Raw genomic sequence first — 19,881 nt, forward strand, 5'->3', positions numbered from 1 at the left:
TTTCAATGTGCTTGCTGATAGCAGATGAGAGAGAGGTTCATCATGAGCGGGATGAAAATAAACAAGGTATTTGTCGGCGAAGCCTTGTATGGAGAGGGTAACGAGGTTGCCCATGTCGACTTAATTATTGGTCCACGCGGCAGTCCAGCCGAAGTGGCTTTCTGTAATACACTCACTAATCAAAAACGCGGTGTGAATGGCTTATTGGCTGTACTTGCACCTAATATGATGGCGAAACCAGCCACTGTCATGTTTAATAAAGTGGATATCAAGAATGCTAAGCAGGCTGTGCAGATGTTTGGTCCGGCTCAATGTGGAGTCGCACAAGCAGTGGCTGATAGCGTTAAAGAAGGCCTGATTCCACTTGATGAGGCAAATGATGTATTCATCTGCGTTGGAGTTTTTATTCATTGGGATGCTATTGATGATAACAAAATTCAGGATTGGAATTACGAGGCGACTAAACTTGCATTAAAACGAGCCATCAACGAGTTGCCTTTACCTGAAGAGGTAATGATGCAAGATGGAATGGTACATCATCCATTAGCTGCCCACGACTATCAGAGGGTAGCTTATGAGCTCAGAAGACGTGCATGACCTTTACTATAAATGCAGTTCTTATAGGTACTGAAAGTGCCAATTTTGGCTAACTTTCTGGTCATTACTGGGTTGCTTTCTCGTTTGTGTTATATTGCGAGATACTAGCGATTGATGCATTTGGTAAGATGACAATGGTCAATAATCGTTGTTAAGTACGGTGATATTGGCGAGAATGTTCGCCAACTTTTGGCTACTGATAAGTAGCTATTTTTTTATATATAGAACCTATGATTAATGATTCAAACCAGCTAAATAGTAAGTTATGCCTACGTTGTATCCATTATTTCATTACGTATGAGCCAAACTTCCCTTACGGCTGTAGAGCTCTGAGTTTTAAAAGTAAGCGAATTCCATGTAATGAAGTGTTTGAAGCGTCCGGCAGCAATTGCTTGATGTTTATGAAGAGGCCGTTAACACAGTAGTGCTTTGTTGGTAAATAATACTAAAAGATATGATAAGAAATCAAATACTCGATGTAACAAAGCACGGTGATACGTTAAATGAGCGGTTAAGTCATTTGCACGAAAGAATGCTTGAGTCTGTGCCTATCGTGGATCGTATAGGATGTGCAATTTATGATGCAAAAGAAGACATGTTAAAAACTTTTGTGAATAGTACTAGGCAAGGAGTGCCAATTTCAGGTTATGAAATTAAGCTTGGTGACTGTTTTTCTCTGTCGGATATTGCATTAAGATGATGCATTTTATGAGCTAAAGCGTATGGCAGATGCTGGAAAATTAGATGCAGATTGTGTTGATGTTTTGCTTGAGCAACGCTCAGAAATACAAGCGATTGTGAATAACTATCAAGATACACACCACTACAAAGCATCATTTATTCCTAATCTATTAGTTACATATCATACTGATATCGACATAAATGCTTTTTTAATGTTTGTGAAAAGTAAGTCGATGTACACTTTAGGGTGATTGTAAAACTATATTCCCACGTGGATACTAGTTTCGAGGTGTTGTGATTCATTAGTATTAACCAGTTGTATAGCTTTAATATTTTTTTCGATTTGTTTGTAGCCCGCCGTCAATGGCGCCTATAGGTGATGTTTACGAATGAGTTAAACTTGCCTTAATGTTGATTTGTTAGCGGCATATGATAAATGCTAAATTAAACGCTATTAAGCCAATTTCAACCCTAGCTATTTATCTAGCGTTAGTGGTGTGGGTCTCACTTTGTTTGATAGCACTGTGGGCGGTAGTGAATCTCAATCTTCGCGATGCTGAAAGAAGCTTCACTGAGCACGGTGAAGAGTATGTCGATAAACTCAACAGAAGTATGGTGAGCAGCGAAACAGTCTTAAAAGGGTTTTCCGCTCTTTTTGCGGCGATTGGCAACACTAATCCTGAAAAAGTCTCGGTGTACGTTAAAAGTGTGATCGAGACGAATGATCAGATTTTTGCCTTAGAAATCATACAAAAAGTGGGAAAGAAGCAGCTACAAGATTTTATTGTCAGTAAACGACTTGGTGGAAATCCTAGTTTTACTGTTAAATCATTTTCTTTCGGCGACAACAGGGGCTGGGCACCGCCTCAAGATAAGTTGTTTTATTATCCCGTTATTTATATGGAGTCGCTATCATCAGGCTCTCAAGAAATTCTTGGTCTAGATGTATCAAGTTCACCTTTCCTTGAGAGTGCTGTGACTCAAGCGATAACACTCCGCCGCCCTGTCGCTAGCCATCCATTCAGATTAATTCAAGGAAATGTTGCTTATGTAGTGTTCTGTCCAATAAAGTCAGAAGAGAACATGATTGTCGATATGATTATTGACACAACTAAGCTACAGAGACCAAGTGACAATTTAATGCGAGATGGTTTTAGTGCGACTGTGTACCATCGAGATTTTAGTGCACAAGATACTAAAGGTCATTTGTTTTCGGTATCAGGCAGCACAAGAAGTGCGATAGAAACAACCATTTTTCCATTGTTTCAGCATCAAAAATCATTATCAACGATGGGAGAGCCTTTCTCGATTTTAATGACTAGGCAGGCTGGTTGGACTGATTTAAGTCTCAAATTGATAGGGTTGATTGCATTACTGTCGTTTGTATCTTCTGCCATTTTATACATTTATTTACGCTCACTTCAACGAGGGCGACTCGAGCATATTAATCATCAAAATCTTTTATGGAAGCTAGCAAATCAAGATGGCTTAACAGGTATTCCTAATCGGATGTTAATGATAGACCGTTTGGAGCAGGCTATAGCGGCTAGCGACAGAAATGGCCAGTATGGAGCTGTCATTTTCTTAGACATCGATAATTTTAAATCGCTTAATGATACTAAAGGACATGATGCTGGGGATTTACTGTTAATTGAATTTGCTAAGAGAATTAAGGATTGTATTCGAGATGTGGATACGGTGGCTCGTTTAGGCGGGGATGAGTTTATTGTCATTCTAAGTGAGTTAGGCAGTGAGTTAGCTGAATCAAATGCAGCTGCTACACAAGTTGCAGATAAAATTCGTTCGGTGGTAGAGCAGCCTTGTCGATTACAACTATTTGATTATCAAGTAGCAGTTAGCATAGGCATTACATTGTTCAAAGGTAGTGAAAAGACGATCAATCAATTACTGAAGGCTGCTGATGATGCCATGTACCAGCAAAAGGCAATGCACCACCATTGAGTGAAGTAAAGCCGATTTTAAGTTAGCAAGTAATTTCCATTTTTCCATTCCGTTTGTATTGATTCCGACATGCCAATCCGTAATCGTTGAGTGATGAGGTATTGCGTGACATGTGTTGATTGCCGACAGACAAAACATGTCACACTGTGGTATTTTAGGCATAATTACACTTGTTGAATAATCAAAGATAAATTAAGAATAATATGAAAGCAATGATACTAGGCGCTGGTAAGGGAACAAGAGTCCAGCCAATCACACATGAAATTCCTAAGCCAATGATTCCTTTGGTAAGAAAGCCTGTGATGGAATATCTGATTGAATTGCTTAAAAAGCATGGGGTTGATCAGATTATGGTGAACACTAGTCACTTAGCCCCGATTATTGAAAATTACTTTAGAGATGGTGAGCAGTTTGGTGTAAGCATGGCCTACTCTTATGAAGGTTATGTGGAGTCTGGTGTTGCTATAAGCTCGCCAGTAGGTTCTGCTGGGGGTATGAAGAAAATTCAGGACTTCTCAGGTTTCTTTGATGAAACATTTATTGTGCTCTGTGGTGATGCTTGGATTGATTTGGATATTAGTAAAGCACTGGAGATTCATCGCCAGAAAAAGGCGATTGCCAGCATTATTATTCGTGAAGTGCCAAATAATGAGGTGTTTAAATATGGCATCGTTGCGCTGGACGAAGACGATCGCATCTTACAGTTCCAAGAAAAGCCAGATCCAAAAGATGCAATTTCAAATCTAGCTAACACAGGTATTTATATCTTTGAACCAGAGATATTTGACTATATTCCTTCAGGTGTTGCTTACGATATTGGTGGCGAATTATTCCCTAAGCTTGCGCAAGAAAATTTACCTTTTATCGGAATAAACTTACCGTTTCAATGGTTAGATATCGGCAATGTGCAAGATGTTTGGACAGTGACCAGCCAGATATTAAACGGTGAAGTGAAGGGCTTTAAAATGCCTGGGCGAGAAGTGAGGCCGGGCGTGCATGTAGGTATTAATTTAAGTGTTGATTTTGATCAGGTCAACATTACCCCACCAGTTTATATCGGTGGTAGTACCAAAATTGAAGCTGGTGCGACGATTGTGGGCCCTGCAGTATTAGGTGCGAGCTGTGTGGTAGAGGCTGGCGCGGTGATTAAGAACTGTATCGTAGAAGATTACACACGGCTGACTAGTCAAGCTAATTTAGAAGGCAAAATTATCTTTGGTAGCAAGTGTATTGACCCTATTATGGATACACAGGTGGATATTGCAGAAGCGCGCTTAGAGTTTATGATTGAAGATGCTCGCAAGCTTGTTGAGGCTGACGAAGCATAGTTCTAATGGTAAGTGAGCGCATACTTTCGGCAATCATGCGGTATGAATTTACTGGTGATTTCAGTTGTCGAAAGTCTGCGGTCTTCATTAAAGCAAGTTAGTAGTTTGAACGTCTAAAAATCTCGCCTTGTGGTTTTAAATCGAAGGCAATGCAAATCCGTTCTTCATTCGAGTTAAATGGAATCGTGCGATGAAATAGCGACGATGGGAACAGCACAATATCGCCAACATTCGGCGATGCAACGCCCACTGGAAAATCATCGTGTTTTTGTGGGTAGTTATCACCATGCAAGCCATATTCAAAACAGCCTTCCAGCGGGTCTTTTTTGTCTTTAGGTAATACCAAATAAACGGCCCCGCTAATCCATCCGACTTCATGAATATGCCGATCTACATAACCAGCTCGACGTAATCTTACATACCATGAGCTAGTGAACTCAAGCTCTTCAGGAAAAGATTTAATCAGTTCACAGTCAGCCCCTGCGAAACGATTTTTATAATGAATAAACTCTTGTTTAACTAACTCACCCAGTTTTCTAAATGAAGCTTCTGGGCGCTTAAATAAATTGCCAGCAGATTGTTTGCCGTTAATGATCATCCCCTGTGCGCGTACTTCAATCGCAGTATTGTCTATATCGTTAAGTAGATCTTTTAGAAACTGGCTATTTGGCTCTGCAAGTTCCGTGATGCTATTTTGGTAAACAAAGTCAAAGCCGTTTTTACAAAAGTTATAGTGATCTTCTACGCCGAAGTTGCGTGCATAGTGCGAGGATAGCGTGGCCAAAAACGGAGCATCATGTTTTTTATGCGTGCGCACAATCTCGTCTAACTTTGTTTTAAAGGTGTCAAAGTGTTCCGCTTTGTAAGTGCAATATAAAGCACGCTCCTGCCAATCATCTAAGCGCGACCGTTCAAAATAATCAACAGCCTCATCAAACCGGTTAGCAAGGTATAAGAACTCGCCCATATTGTAATTAGCACCAGCATGGTCTGGATTGAGTGTTAGCGTGTCCAGATAGCTTTTAACAGCTTCTTCCATATTGCCTTGATCGCGCAAGCATTCGCCAAGGTAATTATGTGCGTCTGCATAGTTAGGAAATAGGCGAATCGCATGATTAAAATGTTGAATTGCATCATCCAGTTTTCCTTGATCACGTAATGCTGTTCCTATATTGAAGTGACCACGTGCATCTTCGTGAATATTTAATGCGGTCTGGTAGTTCTTGATGGCTTCTTCTAATAGCCCCTGCTTTTGTAGCAATGTTCCTAAGTTACCGTAAGCCTCGAAAAAGTTAGGCTGCAATGAAATGGCTTGCTGGTAGTGATGGCTTGCTTCCTCTAGGTTACCAAGATTGGAAAGTGCGATGCCTAAATTGAAATGTAAGTCTGGAGTGTTAGGTTGAATTAATAACGCTTTTTTATAACTTTCAATGGCAGCCTCTGGCTTAGATAAACCGTCTTGAGAGATACCTAGTATTTGATACAGAATAAAAGTATTAGGGTAGCGTGCCACCAGTTTTTTAGCTGCTTGTTCTGCTTCTGCTAGCTTACCTGAATTAAATAAGTGCAGGACAGGTTGCATTTCCATTTGGCTAGGTTGTGGGTGGAAGGGAGCTTGCTTTGCCATGATTTGTCCTAAAAATATATCAAAACCCGTCAGTTGTAATCGTCAAGTTATTCGTCTTGTTGTTGTAAGCGAGCAGCCATTTTACGTAGAAACCTCATCGCTACCTTAGGTTCGTCCAGTAAAAGTGTTTCAATGTTGTCAGTGTCCATCGTAATGACTTCTGCATTGATGGAACTTACTTTGGCCTCTGCGATTGTTGGTGTATTTGTTAGCATTGCCATTTCGCCAAAGTATTCGCCACCATGAACCATGCGTAATATTTTATTATTTTTAATGATTTCCACTTCACCTGTCACTAAGTAATAGAGATGACTGGTGGCTTCGCCATGTTTAAAGATAATGTCATCTTTTTCATATACCTTTCCGTAGCGCTGCATCAGTTTTTTTACATAGTGAGATTGTGTAGCAATGCTTTGTTCGGATGACTCATCAAACAGCCCTTTTAGTAATAGAACATCTTTTTTTCTTAATGTTGCAATGAGCTCGGTCCCAAGTAAAAACACTGCAAAATTTACATACAGCCAGGTAATAGAGATGAACAGGTTTTTCATGCTCCCGAATACAGAGCCATACGATTCATTCATCGATAAAAATAAGGTAAAGGCCGGTCGCATCAATAGCCAAAGGATTGCCGTGAATAAAGCGCCAATCAAAATATGCTTAATATATAAGCGTGCAGGGAAAAAGACAAAGTAGAAAACACTGATTAACAGAGTGGTGAGGCCGAGAGATGTTAATGTAGCTAACATTTCATATTGTAAAAATCGGCTACTTGCACCTAGGAAAACAATGACTTTCTCCAGCATTAGTCCTGCAAATGTAAATAAAAAGAACAGTAGTAGCATGCCGATAATGGCAAACATATCTTTTACTTTTCTTTTGATAAAGGAGGGCGCTTCGACTAAGCTGGCGATGCTATAGAATGCTGCACGCATTGCTCCTGCCAAAGGGGTGACTGTCCAAAGAAGTACAAAAAGACCTAGAGCCCCCCACGCTGCTTGATGTCTTGCTGTGCTGTAGACTTCCGTCATGATGGAGTTGCTGAGTTGCGGCACCAAATTGCTGGTGATGATCGCAAGTTTAACAATTGCATAGTCAGAGCTAAAAATGAGCTGACTAAACAAAAAAAACATAAGCAATACTAAAGGAATCAATGCAAACATCGCATAAAAAGATAATGAGGCTGACAAGCCTAACGCGTTATGTCGCTGAAAAGCTTTAAACATTTCATGAAATACAAACAATGGCGTGTTGTATCTTTGGTTCGCATAAACCTCGCTAGGCATGCTAATAGCTTTTCGCAGGTTATCTCGTAACGCTAAGTTATGCTTTGGGCTGAAAGTGATTTTTTTCATGCAAGGATGCGTAAAGTCAATACCGTATTAACGGGTGTGATATTTAGTATGTATATTCGTTAACATGTAAATGTAGCAATCTCTAAATCTATTTATATTGAGAAAGTATAAGTGAGCACAACTCACTCAGAATCTTAGCACTATACCTTCTCATCATGATGCTACACTCTAGCTTAAATTTTTGAACCTTTCTGTCGCGGCGACTAATGCTGAGGTTGTGCCTGGCTCCATCGCTGAATGTCCAGCATCATCAATTAAATATAATTCTGCATGAGGCATGGCACGTTTAAGTTCCCATGCAGTGATGGGCGGACACACCATGTCGTAACGGCCTTGAACGATAACAGTAGGCAGATGAGACAAATTATTATTTGCTTCATCAAGTAAATCACGATTGCCTACAAAACACTGATGTTGGATGTAGTGAATTTGCACCCTTGCTCTCGCCAACTCGACCGAGCCGTTTACGGCTTGATCGCTCGATGGTCTTGGTAGCAACGTCATGATGCTACTTTCAAATTGGTTCCATTGAATGGCCGCAGGAATGCTAACTGCAGTATCATCTGAGAAAATGAGTTTCTCATATGCTGAAATAGGATTAGTTCTTGATTCAGTTGGTAGAAAATCACACAAAACTTGCCAAGGCTCAGGATAAAAAGCTTTTACATCATTTAAAAACCAGTTGAGTTCAGTGGTGCGGCTTAAAAAGATGCCGCGCAAAATTAAGCCGGTTACATGTTTTGTGTACTTCGAGGCATAGGCAATGCCAAGAGTACTGCCCCAAGAGCCACCAAATACTAACCATTTGTCAATGCCAAGCGTAGTTCGAATTAAATCAATATCATGCACTAAGTCGTCAATTGTATTATTGACGATGGATCCTAGTGGTTTACTGCGGCCACAGCCTCGTTGATCAATGAGGATTATCTTATAGTGATTAGGATCGAAAAATCGTCGCTGAGATGGGTTGCATCCACTACCAGGACCTCCATGTAAAAACACAACAGGAACACCATCTGGATTCCCACAAACTTCATAATAAACTTCATGCAAAGCATCAACTTTAATCATACTTTCTTTAAATGTATCAATTTCTGGATACAAGTTGTAAATGTTGGTCTGCATGGATAAATTTTTCTTTCTAATTGATTTTAAATGATATTTTATTAATTTTACGATGTAGGTTAAGTCGATATATAACGATTAATTTTAATATGTGTATCTATGTTAAGTTAAATGTAAATAAATTGTAAATAATGTATTGCAATTCATGATTTACTGGTTTATAGTTTCGTCCATGCACATAAAGTGTGCTGCAAATAGATTCAAAAAACCTAGTGAAAATTTTGAGGAACATCAAAAGATTGCTAGTTATATTATGAATCTATTTATATAACCTTAGTAGTTTAACTTTGGAGATTAATATGCAAATCAATAAAATCAAGTTAGCACTTGGCTTGGTAGCAGGTATGGCGATGCCTTTAGTAGCATCAGCAGCTGCAGATCAAGAAGCAGCAATGAAAGACGCGAACAACTGGGTTCACCCACGTGGTCAACACAACAACCAAGGTTACAGTGCATTAGCACAAGTGAACAAAGGTAACGTTAAAAATCTTAAAGCAGCTTGGACATTCGCTACTGGTGTAAACCGTGGTCACGAAGGTTCACCAGTTGTTGTTGGTAACATGATGTATGTACATACAGCATTCCCAAACAACGTATATGCTTTAGATTTAGATAACAATCAAAAAATCGTATGGTCATACTTCCCTAAACAAGATCCATCAGTACAAGCTGTATTGTGCTGTGACAACGTTTCACGTGGTCTTGGTTTCGGCGATGGTAAAATCTACCTACAACAAAACGATGGTAACTTAGTAGCTTTAGACGCTAAAACTGGTGCTAAAGTATGGTCAACATTGATCAACGATCCAAAAGTTGGCGCTACAAACACTAACGCTCCACACGTAATCAAAGACAAAGTATTAACAGGTTGTTCTGGTGCTGAGTTCGGCGTACGTTGCTTTATCGCTGCATACAACATCAAAGACGGTTCTTTGGCTTGGAAAGCATACTCAACAGGTCCTGACGCTGAAGTGTTAATCGGTGCTGACTTCAACAAAGATACACCTGAGTATAGCGCATTGTCAGTTTACCAAGACGTAAACGGCGGCAACAAAGAAGGCGGTTCTTTCAAAAGAATGCCTGCTGACCAATTAAAAATTGGTGAAAAAGAACTTGGTACACGTACATGGTTGAAACCACAAGCAGTTAAAGATGGTTGGCAACATGGTGGTGGCTCTGTATGGGGCTGGTGGCCATATGATGCACGTACAAACTTAGTTTACTACGGTACAGGTAACCCATCAGTTTGGAACCCAGATGTACGTCCAGGCGACAACAAATGGTCAATGACTGTATTCGCACGTGACTTAGACACTGGCGTTGCAAAATGGGGTATGCAAATGACTCCACATGACGAGTGGGACTACGACGGTATTAACGAAGTAATCTTGTTCGACAAAGGTGGCAAAACATACGCTTGGCATCATGACCGTAACGGCTTTGCTTACACATGGCATGCAGGTACTGGTAAATTACAAGCTGCACAAAAAGTTCACCCATTCGTAAACTGGGCAACTGACATTGATATGAAAACTGGTGTACCAAACAAATTGGCATCAGCTTCTACTCACCAAGACTACAATGCTAAAGGCATCTGCCCAGCTGCATTGGGTACTAAAGACCAACAACCAGCTGCATACTCACCAAAAACTGGTTTAGTATATTCTCCATTGAACCACGTATGTATGACATACGAGCCAGTTGAGTCTAAATACGTTGCTGGTCAACCATGGGTTGGTGCAACATTAACAATGTTCCCAGGTCCTGACGGTGTTATGGGTGGTTTCGCTGCTTATGATCCAATGACCAACAAAAAAGTATGGTACAACAAAGAGAAATTCTCAGCTTGGGGTGGTGCTTTAACTACTGCTACTGACTTAGTGTTCTACGGTACTTTAGATCGTTGGTTCAAAGCTGTTGATGCTAAATCAGGTAAAGAACTTTGGAAATTCCAAGTTGGTTCTGGCGTGATTGGTAATGCATTCACATACGGTCACAAAGGTAAACAACACGTTGGCGTGCTATCAGGTATCGGTGGCTGGGCTGGTGTAGCGATGAACCTTGGTATGACTACTCCAACAGACGCTTTAGGTGCTGCTGGTGGTTATGCAGAACTAGTTAAATACAACGCTGCTCCTGGCGGCGGTGCATTGAATGTGTTCAGCCTATAATTAATTGTTGAAAAACGATAAAATTATTAGCTAAAACATAAGCTAGTACTAAACGTAGTAAATAAAAACACCCCGACGAGTCGGGGTGTTTTTTTATTGAACAACTGTTTAAAATAATTGTATGTATTGATATCCAATGACGGATAGTTAACTAAATCTCAATGTAAAAGCTTACTCGTTCTATTAAGACTAATGCGTGAATTAGAAATATTTGCTACTTAATATATAAGTGGTTGGAATTATATGTAAGTGACTACGTGCTAGCGTATGAAGAGTTAGCGTTGATTTGACTTAAATTCATGAAAATCTGCTGTTTCATGCAGGGGCTATGATGTATAGTCATGAGTGAGTTTTGTAGGTCTGAATAGTGTAGAACTTTTAATTAAGTTCGTACTCTATTACTAAGCGCGGTGAAGTAGAGGCCGCATTTTTATGATAAGGAATAAAAATGTTTAAAAGAATGAAATTGCTTGGTCTTTTCATAGGTTTTCTAGCAGTAGGTAATGTGCAAGCAGAAGATTATTACTCATCAGGTAGAGCTGGTGAAGTGCAGCGTGTAGATGATGGTACAGAGTTTAAAGTTTGTGCAGACCAAGACAACTTACCTTACTCAAATAGCAAATTAGAGGGATTTGAAAATAAAATCGCTGAGGTCCTCGCTCAAGATTTAAATAAAAAATTAGCCTACACATTCTGGTACGACAGAATGGGCTTTATCAGAAATACTTTAAGTGCAAAAAAATGTGATGTGATTATGGGTACAACCTCAGATTACGATGCATTAAGAACATCAAAACCTTATTACCGTGCAGGCCATGTGTTTGTATACAAAAAAAGCAGTGGTATGAAGATCACAGGCTGGGATAGTCCAGACCTTAAAAAATCAACAATTGGTATCGTAGGCCAAAGTCCTGCAACGATTGCACTCAATGATTATGGCTTAATGCCAAATGCAAGACCATATCGTATGCAGCGTGACCTTAACTTGCCGCCTAGTTACTTGATTGATGATTTAATAAAAGGTGATATTGATGTGGCGATTATGTGGGGCCCGATTGGTGGGTATTTTGCTAAACAATCAAAAGAGCCATTAGAAGTTGTGATGGTGCCTGACTATGAGTTAGTCAACGCTAAAGGTAAAACTAACTGGAATATCTCAATTGGTGTACGTAAAGCTGATAAAGAGCGCTTGGCGATGATTGAGGGTGCGCTAGAGCGAAACAAAGACAAAATTAACAAAATTTTAGATGATTATGGCATTCCACATATGGCTGTTGTTGAAGGTGATAGCATTATGAAGGTTTATCGTAAAGGAAAAGAAGTTAATAAAGAAACTCGCGGTGACGCAATCCCAAAAACAGAGTAAAATACGCGCTTATTTTGCGTTGTTGAGTCAACCGATATATAAATAACTACGTTAAATGATCATACGTTGACGAATGCGCTTAGCATGAATAAGACGTAACTCATTTCATGTGAATTAAATTAGGAGATAACATGTTAGGCAATAAAACTTTAGCGTCAACATTATTAGTTTCTATGTTGGCATTAACAGGCTTAGTATCTGTGAATGTGCAGGCTGCAGACATTAACCTAGTAGCAACGCAAGATGGTGCACCTTTAAATATTAAAAAAGAATTATTTGATACGCCAGAAGCTAAACAGTTCTTAGCGACAGGTAAAAATCCATACATCGGTAACGAAGCTGCTATTAAAGCTGGTAAAAAGAAATTTAACCTGTACTCATGTAATGCATGTCATGGTGGTCATGGTGAAGGTGCTATTGCCCCAGGTTTGACAGGCGCCACAATGAAATATGCTAAAAATCTTACAAACAAAGGTATGTTTGAAACAATTTGGCACGGTACTAACGGTGGTATGGGTGCTAAAGGTTTAGGTTTAATGGTGCCAGAAGATCCAACAGAAGGTTTGAAGCCTGATGATTTGTTAAAGGTGATTGCGTTTATTCGTAGCAATAGCAAAATTAATGGTAATGAGTAATTAGTAGTATTTACTTTAAAAAACGGTCGCAATCGCGACCGTTTTTTATTACGGCATAAATGCGTTATTATTAAACTTTTTTATAATAGATAGAGTGAATGATGAATAAACATTTATTTTTAGTTGCCCTCATCGCAATGCTAGCTTCATGCGGTCAAGACTCAGGCACAAAAGGGGAGGCTGCTAAAGCTGAATCTGGTGCTGACATTAAAATGATGGATTTGGTAACAACACAGGATGGTTCGCCATTAATAATAGACGCTAAATTATTTGATACTCCTGCGGCAAAAGAGTTTATTGCGACAGGTAAAAATCCGTATATTGGTGTTGAAGCTGAAATTCAAGCAGGTAAAAAGAAATTCAATTTATATTCTTGCGTAGCTTGTCATGGTGGCCACGGTGAAGGTGCTGTAGCCCCAGGTTTGCAAGGTCCAAACTTTAAGTATGCTAAAAATGCAACCAATAAGGGCATGTTTGAAACGATTTGGCACGGTACAAACGGTGGTATGGGCGCTAAAGGTTTTGGTCTGATGCAGGCTGACCCACCTGATGGTTTAACTGTAGACGAAACATTAAAAGTTATCGCATGGATTCGTAGTAATTCAACGATCACTGGGAACGAGTAAGTTATATCAAGATATAAAAACGCTTACTGAGATTCAGTAGGCGTTTTTTTATTTTCAGTGTTTAATAAAAGTGAGTGTAGGGAGTGCACAATGGGTAATGTGGGAACAGAACAGCTGCATCAAATCGTCATCGTGGGTGGTGGGGCTGGCGGTTTAGAGTTGGCAACCAAATTAGGTGATAGCCTGGGACGGAAAGGTAAAGCAGCGATTACTTTGGTTGATAAGTCAAAGACGCATGTTTGGAAACCATTGCTACATGAAATTGCGGCTGGCAGTATGAACCCAGAAAAGCATGAGCTAGTGTATTTAGCTCAGGCTCATTGGCATCATTTTAAATTCAGGCTCGGCAGCATGGATAGCTTAGATAGAGCTAAAAAAGAGATTTCAATTGCGCCTAACTATGACGAAGATGGCGTTGAAGTGATACCCCGTCGCACTATTAAATACGATACCTTAGTGATTGCAGTAGGAAGTACGACAAATGATTTTGGTGTAAAAGGTGCACGAGAACACTCAATCGCTTTAGATACGCAAGATCAGGCTGAAAAATTCCATAGGCGTTTACACAACGCATTATTGCGCGCACAAACGCAAGCTGAACCTGTGCAGGCTGGGCAATTGGAAGTTGTGATTGTAGGGGCTGGCGCAACCGGTGTTGAGTTGTCTGCAGAATTACATAATACAACCCGCGAGTTAGCTGCATATGGACTTGATAAGATTGACCCTGACCGCGACGTGAAAATTTCATTAATTGAAGCTAGCGACCGTGTATTGCCAGCGCTACCCGCTAAGCTTTCAAACTCTGTAGATCTAGAGCTTAGAAAATTACGTGTGCACTTATATATGGGTGAACGTGTGACTGAGGTCACTAGCAAAGGGGTGCAAACACACAGTGGCCGTTTTATTCCATCGGCACTCGTAGTTTGGGCTGCAGGTATCAAGGCGCCGGATTTCTTGCGCGAAATTGATGGTTTGGCAAGCAATCGAATTAACCAGCTTATTGTTAAGCCTAGTTTACAAACTACATTAGATGACAATATTTTTGCTTTTGGAGATTGTGCCGCATGTCCATGGGTTGGACATGGTCAAGATGCAACCGTGCCACCTCGTGCGCAGTCTGCTCATCAGCAAGCTAGTATGTTAGTTAAAACACTAAAATATCGTGTTGCTGGTAAAACAGACTTACCAGAATTCACTTATCGGGATTATGGATCGCTCGTTAATTTAGGTAGCTATACTACCGTTGGTAATTTGATGGGAGCGCTATCCGGTGGTAGCTTGTTTATTGAAGGCTTGATTGCACGAACGATGTATCAATCACTTTATAAGCTGCACTTGATGGCACTACACGGCTTCTGGAGCATGGCATTGCAGACATTAGCCAGAATGATTGCAAGACGTACAGAGGCGCACGTGAAGCTACATTAATTATGTAGCTTAGATAATGTAGCTTAAGTAAAAAACGGATGAGTGAATAATTTCCTCATCCGTTTTTATTTGTGTATTAAAAATGATTTTGTTACTAGTTTAGATATTTGTAGCGCTTATTAATTATCATCATGCAAAGGCTCACAAAAACACCAAAGGCAATCACGATAATATTAATTGGGATCTGAGCTTTTACCATTAATAGATAAGCGCCTAACATGAGTAATATGCCGATATGCTCGTTGAAGTTTTGTACGGCAATTGAATGACCTGCACCAATTAATTCGTGCCCGCGGTGCTGTAATAATGCATTTAGAGGGACAACAAAGAAGCCTGCAAGCGCGCCAATCACAAATAATAGTACTACTGCCAATTGCCAGTGTTGTACAAAAGCCATTGCCACTACTAGTAAACCCATGACGATGCCTGCGGGGAGTACCTTTGTGGATTCCTCTAACTTAATATAACGAGCAGCAACCACTGAGCCAGCGGCAATACCAACAGCAAGTATTGCCATTAGCTGTGTTGCTTGCTCTAAGCCAAAATTGAGTGAGCTTGCTGCCCATGCAATGACAACCAACCTTAATGTCGCACCAGCTCCCCAGAATAAGGTTGTTACTGCAAGCGATACTTGTCCGCGAGTATCTATCCATAAGGCTTTGAACGAGTGCCAAAAATCGTAAAGCATGAAAACTGGATTTTTCTTGGGTAGTTTGTGATCGATAGGAAGTTTGGGAATGTAAATGTTAAATATTGATGCAACCATATATAGCAGCGTGATGATGATCATTGCAAACGAAGGGTCATGACTTGCCATACTACCGCCGAGTAGGGCGCCTAAAATGATTGCAATTACAGTAGAGCCCTCCATCCATCCATTAGCGCTCACTAGTTTTTCTGGTGGAAGTAGCTCTGTCAGTATGCCATATTTGGCAGGGGAGTATGCAGCTGCGCCAATCCCCACAATACCATAAGCATACAGTGGAGGCATGCCAACCAACATGGCAAGGCTACCGATAAACTTAATGGCATTGGCAATAAACATCACGCGACCTTTTGGTAATGCATCAGCAAATGAACCTACAAATGGAGCAAGTACAATGTAGGAAATCACAAAGAATTGCTGTAGTAATGGTGTATGCCAATCAGGTGAGTTTATCTGGGCTAGTAGTGCTATAGCGGCAAACAGTAGTGCGTTGTCAGCCAAAGCAGATAAAAACTGTGCTGTGAGTAAGGTGTAAAAGCCTTTACACATGTGCATTAGAAGTTACCTTTAATGAAGCGAGCATACTGATTGCCGAGCATATTATTACAAATCATAGTAAACCTATAAAATTTCCGCCGCGAAGTCAGCCAGACGTGAGCGTTCTCCACGTTGTAGTGTGATATGTCCGTTGTGGCTCCAGCCTTTAAAGCGATCAACCACATACGTGAGCCCTGAACTGCCTTCTGTTAAATATGGCGTATCAATTTGTGCAATGTTACCCAAACAAACTACTTTAGTACCGGGTCCTGCTCTGGTAATCAGGGTTTTCATTTGTTTTGGTGTTAGATTTTGCGCTTCATCAATAATTAAAAACTTATTTAAGAAAGTACGCCCACGCATGAAGTTTAATGATTTGATCTTGATGCGGGTGCGAATTAAATCTTGCGTTGCAGCACGTCCCCAATCACCAGCCTCTTCATCACTTTTATTCAGTACATCCAAGTTATCTTCTAAAGCACCCATCCATGGTGTCATTTTCTCTTCTTCAGTACCAGGTAAGAAGCCAATATCTTCACCAACCGGAACGGTAACGCGAGTCATGATGATTTCAGAGTAGATTTTTTTATCCAGTACTTGGGTCAATGCAGCTGCTAAGGTTAATAGTGTTTTACCTGTACCTGCCTGTCCTAGTAAAGACACAAAGTCTACTTCAGGGTCCATGAGCAGGTTTAATGCAAAATTCTGTTCGCGGTTACGTGCGGTGATTCCCCATACATTATGTTTTGGTAGCAAGTGATCTTTAACAACTTCTAGTACTGCAGTATCTTTATCAATCGTGCGCACAATAGCATGGAATGGTTTTTCAAACTCGTAATAAACAAACTCATTGACTAAAAAGGTTTTGCACAGTGGGCCTGTTAGTCGGTAAAACATCCGGCCAGACTCCTGCCATGATTCCATTGCTTTGCTGTGATTGTCCCAAAAGTCCGCAGGCAACTCTTTCATACCGCTGTAAAGAATGTCAGTGTCTTCTAAGACTTTGTCATTAAAGTAGTCCTCGGCTAACACACCCATTGCCCGAGCTTTAATGCGGATATTGATATCTTTGCTGACGAGTATAACTTGTCGATTGCTATGTTGTTTTTGTAAACACAGTACCACGCTGATGATTTGATTGTCAGCTTTACTACCAGCGAGTCCTGGCAGATCTATATGCAGTTGGGTTGTTTGTAAGAATAAACGACCAGTGGCTTGTTTGTTTCCGTTAAGTGATAGAGGGCATCCTAGCTCTAGGTTTGTTAAGTCTGTACCAACGATTTCTTCTAAACTACGGCTTACTTGCCGAGCATTACGTGCAACTTCTGTAAGCCCTTTTTTGTTGTTGTCTAGCTCTTCCAATGTGACCATTGGCAAGTAAATGTCATGCTCTTCAAACCTAAATAATGACGAAGGGTCATGCATCAGTACATTCGTATCTAGAACAAATAGTTTGGATATGCCAGTATCTTTTTTAGCCATAAAAGACTTTCTAATAGTAATGAATGTAATGGAATTGAATTAAGTTTAAGCAAAATTTGGTTAAGAAAACTTACTTAATGCATATACGTGTATTACTTTGCTTTGAAATATTGATATTCGGTTATATCGGAGATACATATCTATTTACTTACATTAATCTAAATGTAATTGAAGCTATAGTGAACCTATGAAGCTTAGCACTTCTGCGGCATGGCCATCTACCTTAACACCACGCCATTCTTTAATTAAAACGCCATTTGGGTCGATGACAAAAGTACTACGTTCAATACCTCTTACTTGTTTGCCATACATGTTTTTCATTTTGATGACATTAAACAGTGAGCAAGCGACCTCTTCAGTGTCTGCCAATAACTCAAAAGGAAAGTTAAATTTTGCTTTAAAGTTTTCATGTGATTTTAAGCTGTCACGTGAAACGCCAAAAATTTCAGTATTTTTTATTTGGAAATCTGCATACATATCTCTGAACTGCATGCCTTGAGTTGTACAGCCTGGCGTAGAGTCTTTAGGGTAAAAGTAAATAACGAGATACTTGCCTATGAAATTAGAACGTTGGAATGTTTTCCCGCTAGTTGCGGGTAATTGGAAATCAGGTACAGGTAGATTGAGCATAAGAAAATTGTTCGCTGATGTGAAACTTACCTACATTGTTGATAAAAAGCCCCATTAAGGCAAGCCTATATGTCATGTAAATGCTAATAATATTAAAAATATTTATTTTGTATTAGATTGTTCTCGGTTTATACCGCGCGGTGAGCGGTATTAAGCGTTTTGGGGAGGGTGATGACAATGGTAGTGCCACCGCCGTGTCTTGATGTGAATTGTAATGAGCCACCTAGTACATCACAAACTTTAAATGCGAAAGGGATCCCGATGCCTGTACCAAATCGTTTGGTAGTGGGCGCACTCATGGCGCTAGGGTCAGGTGTGAATGGCATCCCGCTACCGCGATCCATTAAGTATAAATTGAATTCACTCTGCGTGATTTTGAGTGCGATTTCTATGGGTGCATTTTTACTGGATGCATCAATAGCGTTAAGCATCAAGTTGTAAATGACCTGTTCTAAAAGATGGTGGTCAGTAAAAATTTCATCGTTATAAATCGCGTTAGATTTAGGCCAGTTGGGTAACGAGAGTTGAATGGATTTCTCTGCGACTTTTTGCTGTAATGGAGTAAGTGCGCCACTGACAATTTCATGTATGTTGGTGTCGGTTGGCTGAGGCTGCAATGGGTGTAGATACGCTAATAATGCACCAGTCCAACGCTCCAGACGATCGACGGTGTTAATGATGCCGTTAATCGACTCTTGTGTTTCAGCATTATTATTGGGGTCATCCATCACTTGCGCTGTAGCGCGGATGCTAGCAAGGGGGTTGCGAATGTTATGCGCTAGCATTGGCACTAGAAGGCCTTGCGCTGCCTGTTTTTCGGTACGAATCAAGTTCTCTTGGCTAGTGAGTAATTTGTCAGCCATCTCGTTAACTGCTTTAGATAAAGAAGCTAGCTCTTCAATATTTTCATCTGGGGCTTTATGTGTCAGATTGCCTGCACTGATTTCAGTTGTGGCGTGAAGTAAGCCTTCAATAGGTCTGACGATAGAGCGTTTGAGAAACACGCGTGAAAATAACAAAAGCAAAATGGCCAATAACAGGGGGGTGAATAATAAATAGTTAGACTTCCGCTTACTATTTTTAAGTTGAGTATCTAATTCAGTTTGCTTTTGATTCAAGAGTCGTTCGGTACTAGCAAGCAAGGACTCATAACGGTTAAATAGCCCAGCTTCTAAATCTGTGTTGAGTATTTTTTTAAGATCGTCGCTGTTAAGGTGTGCATCTTGGTCAAAGAGTGCAGATGTCTCAGAAACAAAAGCTTGATAGCCAGCGTGCAAGTCATGAATGGCCGCTTTTTCTGCCTCGCCTACGGCCAGTAGCTGTAATTGTTTGAAATGGCTTTCCACAGAAACCGTAAATTGGTTGTATTCACTGCGTGCTTCTGGGTCATCTAAGAAGTAAGCATCAAATAGCTCTTTTAGTTGGCGGTATAAATCACCACGTGTTTGCTGCATTTCTTGAACAAGTGAGTTAATGCGATTGGACTCTTGGCTGGATTGGTCTTGAAGTTGAATCCCAATCGCACCAATTGAGGCTACCAAGAAAATGAGTAATATAAAAGCAAGCTCATGGATGAGTAAAAGGTCTTTAAGAGAGGTCTTTTTTTTAGCCACGGCAATATTAAG

The 19,881-nt window shown here is 40.3% G+C and carries 17 protein-coding genes; 10 read left to right on the forward strand and 7 right to left on the reverse strand.

Annotated elements, in window-relative coordinates:
• Nucleotides 1-42: 42 nt before the first annotated feature.
• The 5 genes from fae to A391_RS0102935 all read left to right on the forward strand — a co-directional run bounded on the left by fae (nucleotide 43) and on the right by A391_RS0102935 (nucleotide 4,568).
• Nucleotides 43-597 (forward strand): formaldehyde-activating enzyme, encoded by a 555-nt coding sequence (gene fae / locus A391_RS0102915; protein ID WP_019897210.1) that lies wholly within the window; start codon nucleotides 43-45, stop codon nucleotides 595-597.
• 454 nt (nucleotides 598-1,051) lie between these two features.
• Entirely contained in the window at nucleotides 1,052-1,297 is a 246-nt protein-coding gene (locus A391_RS0102920) for a hypothetical protein (RefSeq protein ID WP_019897212.1), read from the forward strand.
• A gap of 22 nt (nucleotides 1,298-1,319) precedes the next feature.
• Nucleotides 1,320-1,529: a hypothetical protein gene (locus tag A391_RS0102925; RefSeq protein ID WP_019897213.1), complete on the forward strand. Its 210-nt coding sequence runs from the start codon at nucleotides 1,320-1,322 to the stop codon at nucleotides 1,527-1,529.
• 178 nt (nucleotides 1,530-1,707) lie between these two features.
• Nucleotides 1,708-3,240, forward strand: a complete 1,533-nt coding sequence (locus A391_RS0102930; protein ID WP_019897214.1) for a sensor domain-containing diguanylate cyclase — start codon at nucleotides 1,708-1,710, stop codon at nucleotides 3,238-3,240.
• A gap of 203 nt (nucleotides 3,241-3,443) precedes the next feature.
• Nucleotides 3,444-4,568: a sugar phosphate nucleotidyltransferase gene (locus tag A391_RS0102935; RefSeq protein WP_019897216.1), complete on the forward strand. Its 1,125-nt coding sequence runs from the start codon at nucleotides 3,444-3,446 to the stop codon at nucleotides 4,566-4,568.
• A gap of 97 nt (nucleotides 4,569-4,665) precedes the next feature.
• Here the strand turns inward: A391_RS0102935 and A391_RS0102940 are convergent, their stop codons facing one another.
• From A391_RS0102940 to pip, 3 genes are all read right to left on the reverse strand, one after another.
• The gene (locus A391_RS0102940) at nucleotides 4,666-6,195 is read right to left on the reverse strand and encodes a tetratricopeptide repeat protein (protein WP_019897217.1); all 1,530 of its coding nucleotides are present in this window, start codon (nucleotides 6,193-6,195) and stop codon (nucleotides 4,666-4,668) included.
• A 47-nt stretch (nucleotides 6,196-6,242) separates the two neighbouring features.
• Complete coding sequence (locus A391_RS0102945; RefSeq protein ID WP_019897218.1) at nucleotides 6,243-7,550, reverse strand: YhjD/YihY/BrkB family envelope integrity protein; 1,308 nt, start codon at nucleotides 7,548-7,550, stop codon at nucleotides 6,243-6,245.
• Nucleotides 7,551-7,718: 168 nt separating this feature from the next.
• Nucleotides 7,719-8,675 (reverse strand): prolyl aminopeptidase, encoded by a 957-nt coding sequence (pip, locus tag A391_RS0102950; RefSeq protein WP_019897219.1) that lies wholly within the window; start codon nucleotides 8,673-8,675, stop codon nucleotides 7,719-7,721.
• Nucleotides 8,676-8,974: 299 nt separating this feature from the next.
• On the opposite strand from pip, the gene A391_RS0102955 reads away from it, so the two are divergent.
• The 5 genes from A391_RS0102955 (at nucleotide 8,975) to A391_RS0102975 (ending at nucleotide 14,901) form a co-directional block, all read left to right on the forward strand.
• On the forward strand, nucleotides 8,975-10,846 hold the full coding sequence (locus tag A391_RS0102955) for a PQQ-binding-like beta-propeller repeat protein (RefSeq protein ID WP_019897221.1): 1,872 nt from the start codon (nucleotides 8,975-8,977) through the stop codon (nucleotides 10,844-10,846).
• Nucleotides 10,847-11,294: 448 nt separating this feature from the next.
• Nucleotides 11,295-12,212: a quinoprotein dehydrogenase-associated putative ABC transporter substrate-binding protein gene (locus A391_RS0102960; RefSeq protein ID WP_019897223.1), complete on the forward strand. Its 918-nt coding sequence runs from the start codon at nucleotides 11,295-11,297 to the stop codon at nucleotides 12,210-12,212.
• Nucleotides 12,213-12,343: 131 nt separating this feature from the next.
• Nucleotides 12,344-12,847 carry a c-type cytochrome gene (locus A391_RS0102965; RefSeq protein WP_019897225.1) on the forward strand — a complete coding sequence of 168 codons (504 nt, stop codon included), beginning with the start codon at nucleotides 12,344-12,346 and terminating at the stop codon, nucleotides 12,845-12,847.
• A 101-nt stretch (nucleotides 12,848-12,948) separates the two neighbouring features.
• Complete coding sequence (locus A391_RS0102970; RefSeq protein ID WP_019897227.1) at nucleotides 12,949-13,473, forward strand: c-type cytochrome; 525 nt, start codon at nucleotides 12,949-12,951, stop codon at nucleotides 13,471-13,473.
• A 90-nt stretch (nucleotides 13,474-13,563) separates the two neighbouring features.
• Nucleotides 13,564-14,901 carry an NAD(P)/FAD-dependent oxidoreductase gene (locus tag A391_RS0102975; protein WP_019897230.1) on the forward strand — a complete coding sequence of 446 codons (1,338 nt, stop codon included), beginning with the start codon at nucleotides 13,564-13,566 and terminating at the stop codon, nucleotides 14,899-14,901.
• A 94-nt stretch (nucleotides 14,902-14,995) separates the two neighbouring features.
• Here A391_RS0102975 and lplT read toward each other — a convergent pair whose 3' ends face one another.
• The 4 genes from lplT to A391_RS0102995 all read right to left on the reverse strand — a co-directional run bounded on the left by lplT (nucleotide 14,996) and on the right by A391_RS0102995 (nucleotide 19,869).
• Nucleotides 14,996-16,156 carry a lysophospholipid transporter LplT gene (gene lplT / locus A391_RS0102980; protein ID WP_029143952.1) on the reverse strand — a complete coding sequence of 387 codons (1,161 nt, stop codon included), beginning with the start codon at nucleotides 16,154-16,156 and terminating at the stop codon, nucleotides 14,996-14,998.
• 72 nt (nucleotides 16,157-16,228) lie between these two features.
• The gene (locus A391_RS0102985; protein WP_019897232.1) at nucleotides 16,229-17,626 is read right to left on the reverse strand and encodes a PhoH family protein; all 1,398 of its coding nucleotides are present in this window, start codon (nucleotides 17,624-17,626) and stop codon (nucleotides 16,229-16,231) included.
• Nucleotides 17,627-17,800: 174 nt separating this feature from the next.
• Nucleotides 17,801-18,256, reverse strand: coding sequence for a peroxiredoxin (locus tag A391_RS0102990; protein WP_029143953.1), 456 nt, complete (start codon nucleotides 18,254-18,256; stop codon nucleotides 17,801-17,803).
• A gap of 128 nt (nucleotides 18,257-18,384) precedes the next feature.
• On the reverse strand, nucleotides 18,385-19,869 hold the full coding sequence (locus A391_RS0102995) for a sensor histidine kinase (RefSeq protein ID WP_019897233.1): 1,485 nt from the start codon (nucleotides 19,867-19,869) through the stop codon (nucleotides 18,385-18,387).
• Nucleotides 19,870-19,881 lie beyond the last annotated feature (12 nt).

This window comes from Methylotenera mobilis 13 (assembly GCF_000384255.1).
GTDB lineage: Bacteria > Pseudomonadota > Gammaproteobacteria > Burkholderiales > Methylophilaceae > Methylotenera > Methylotenera mobilis_B.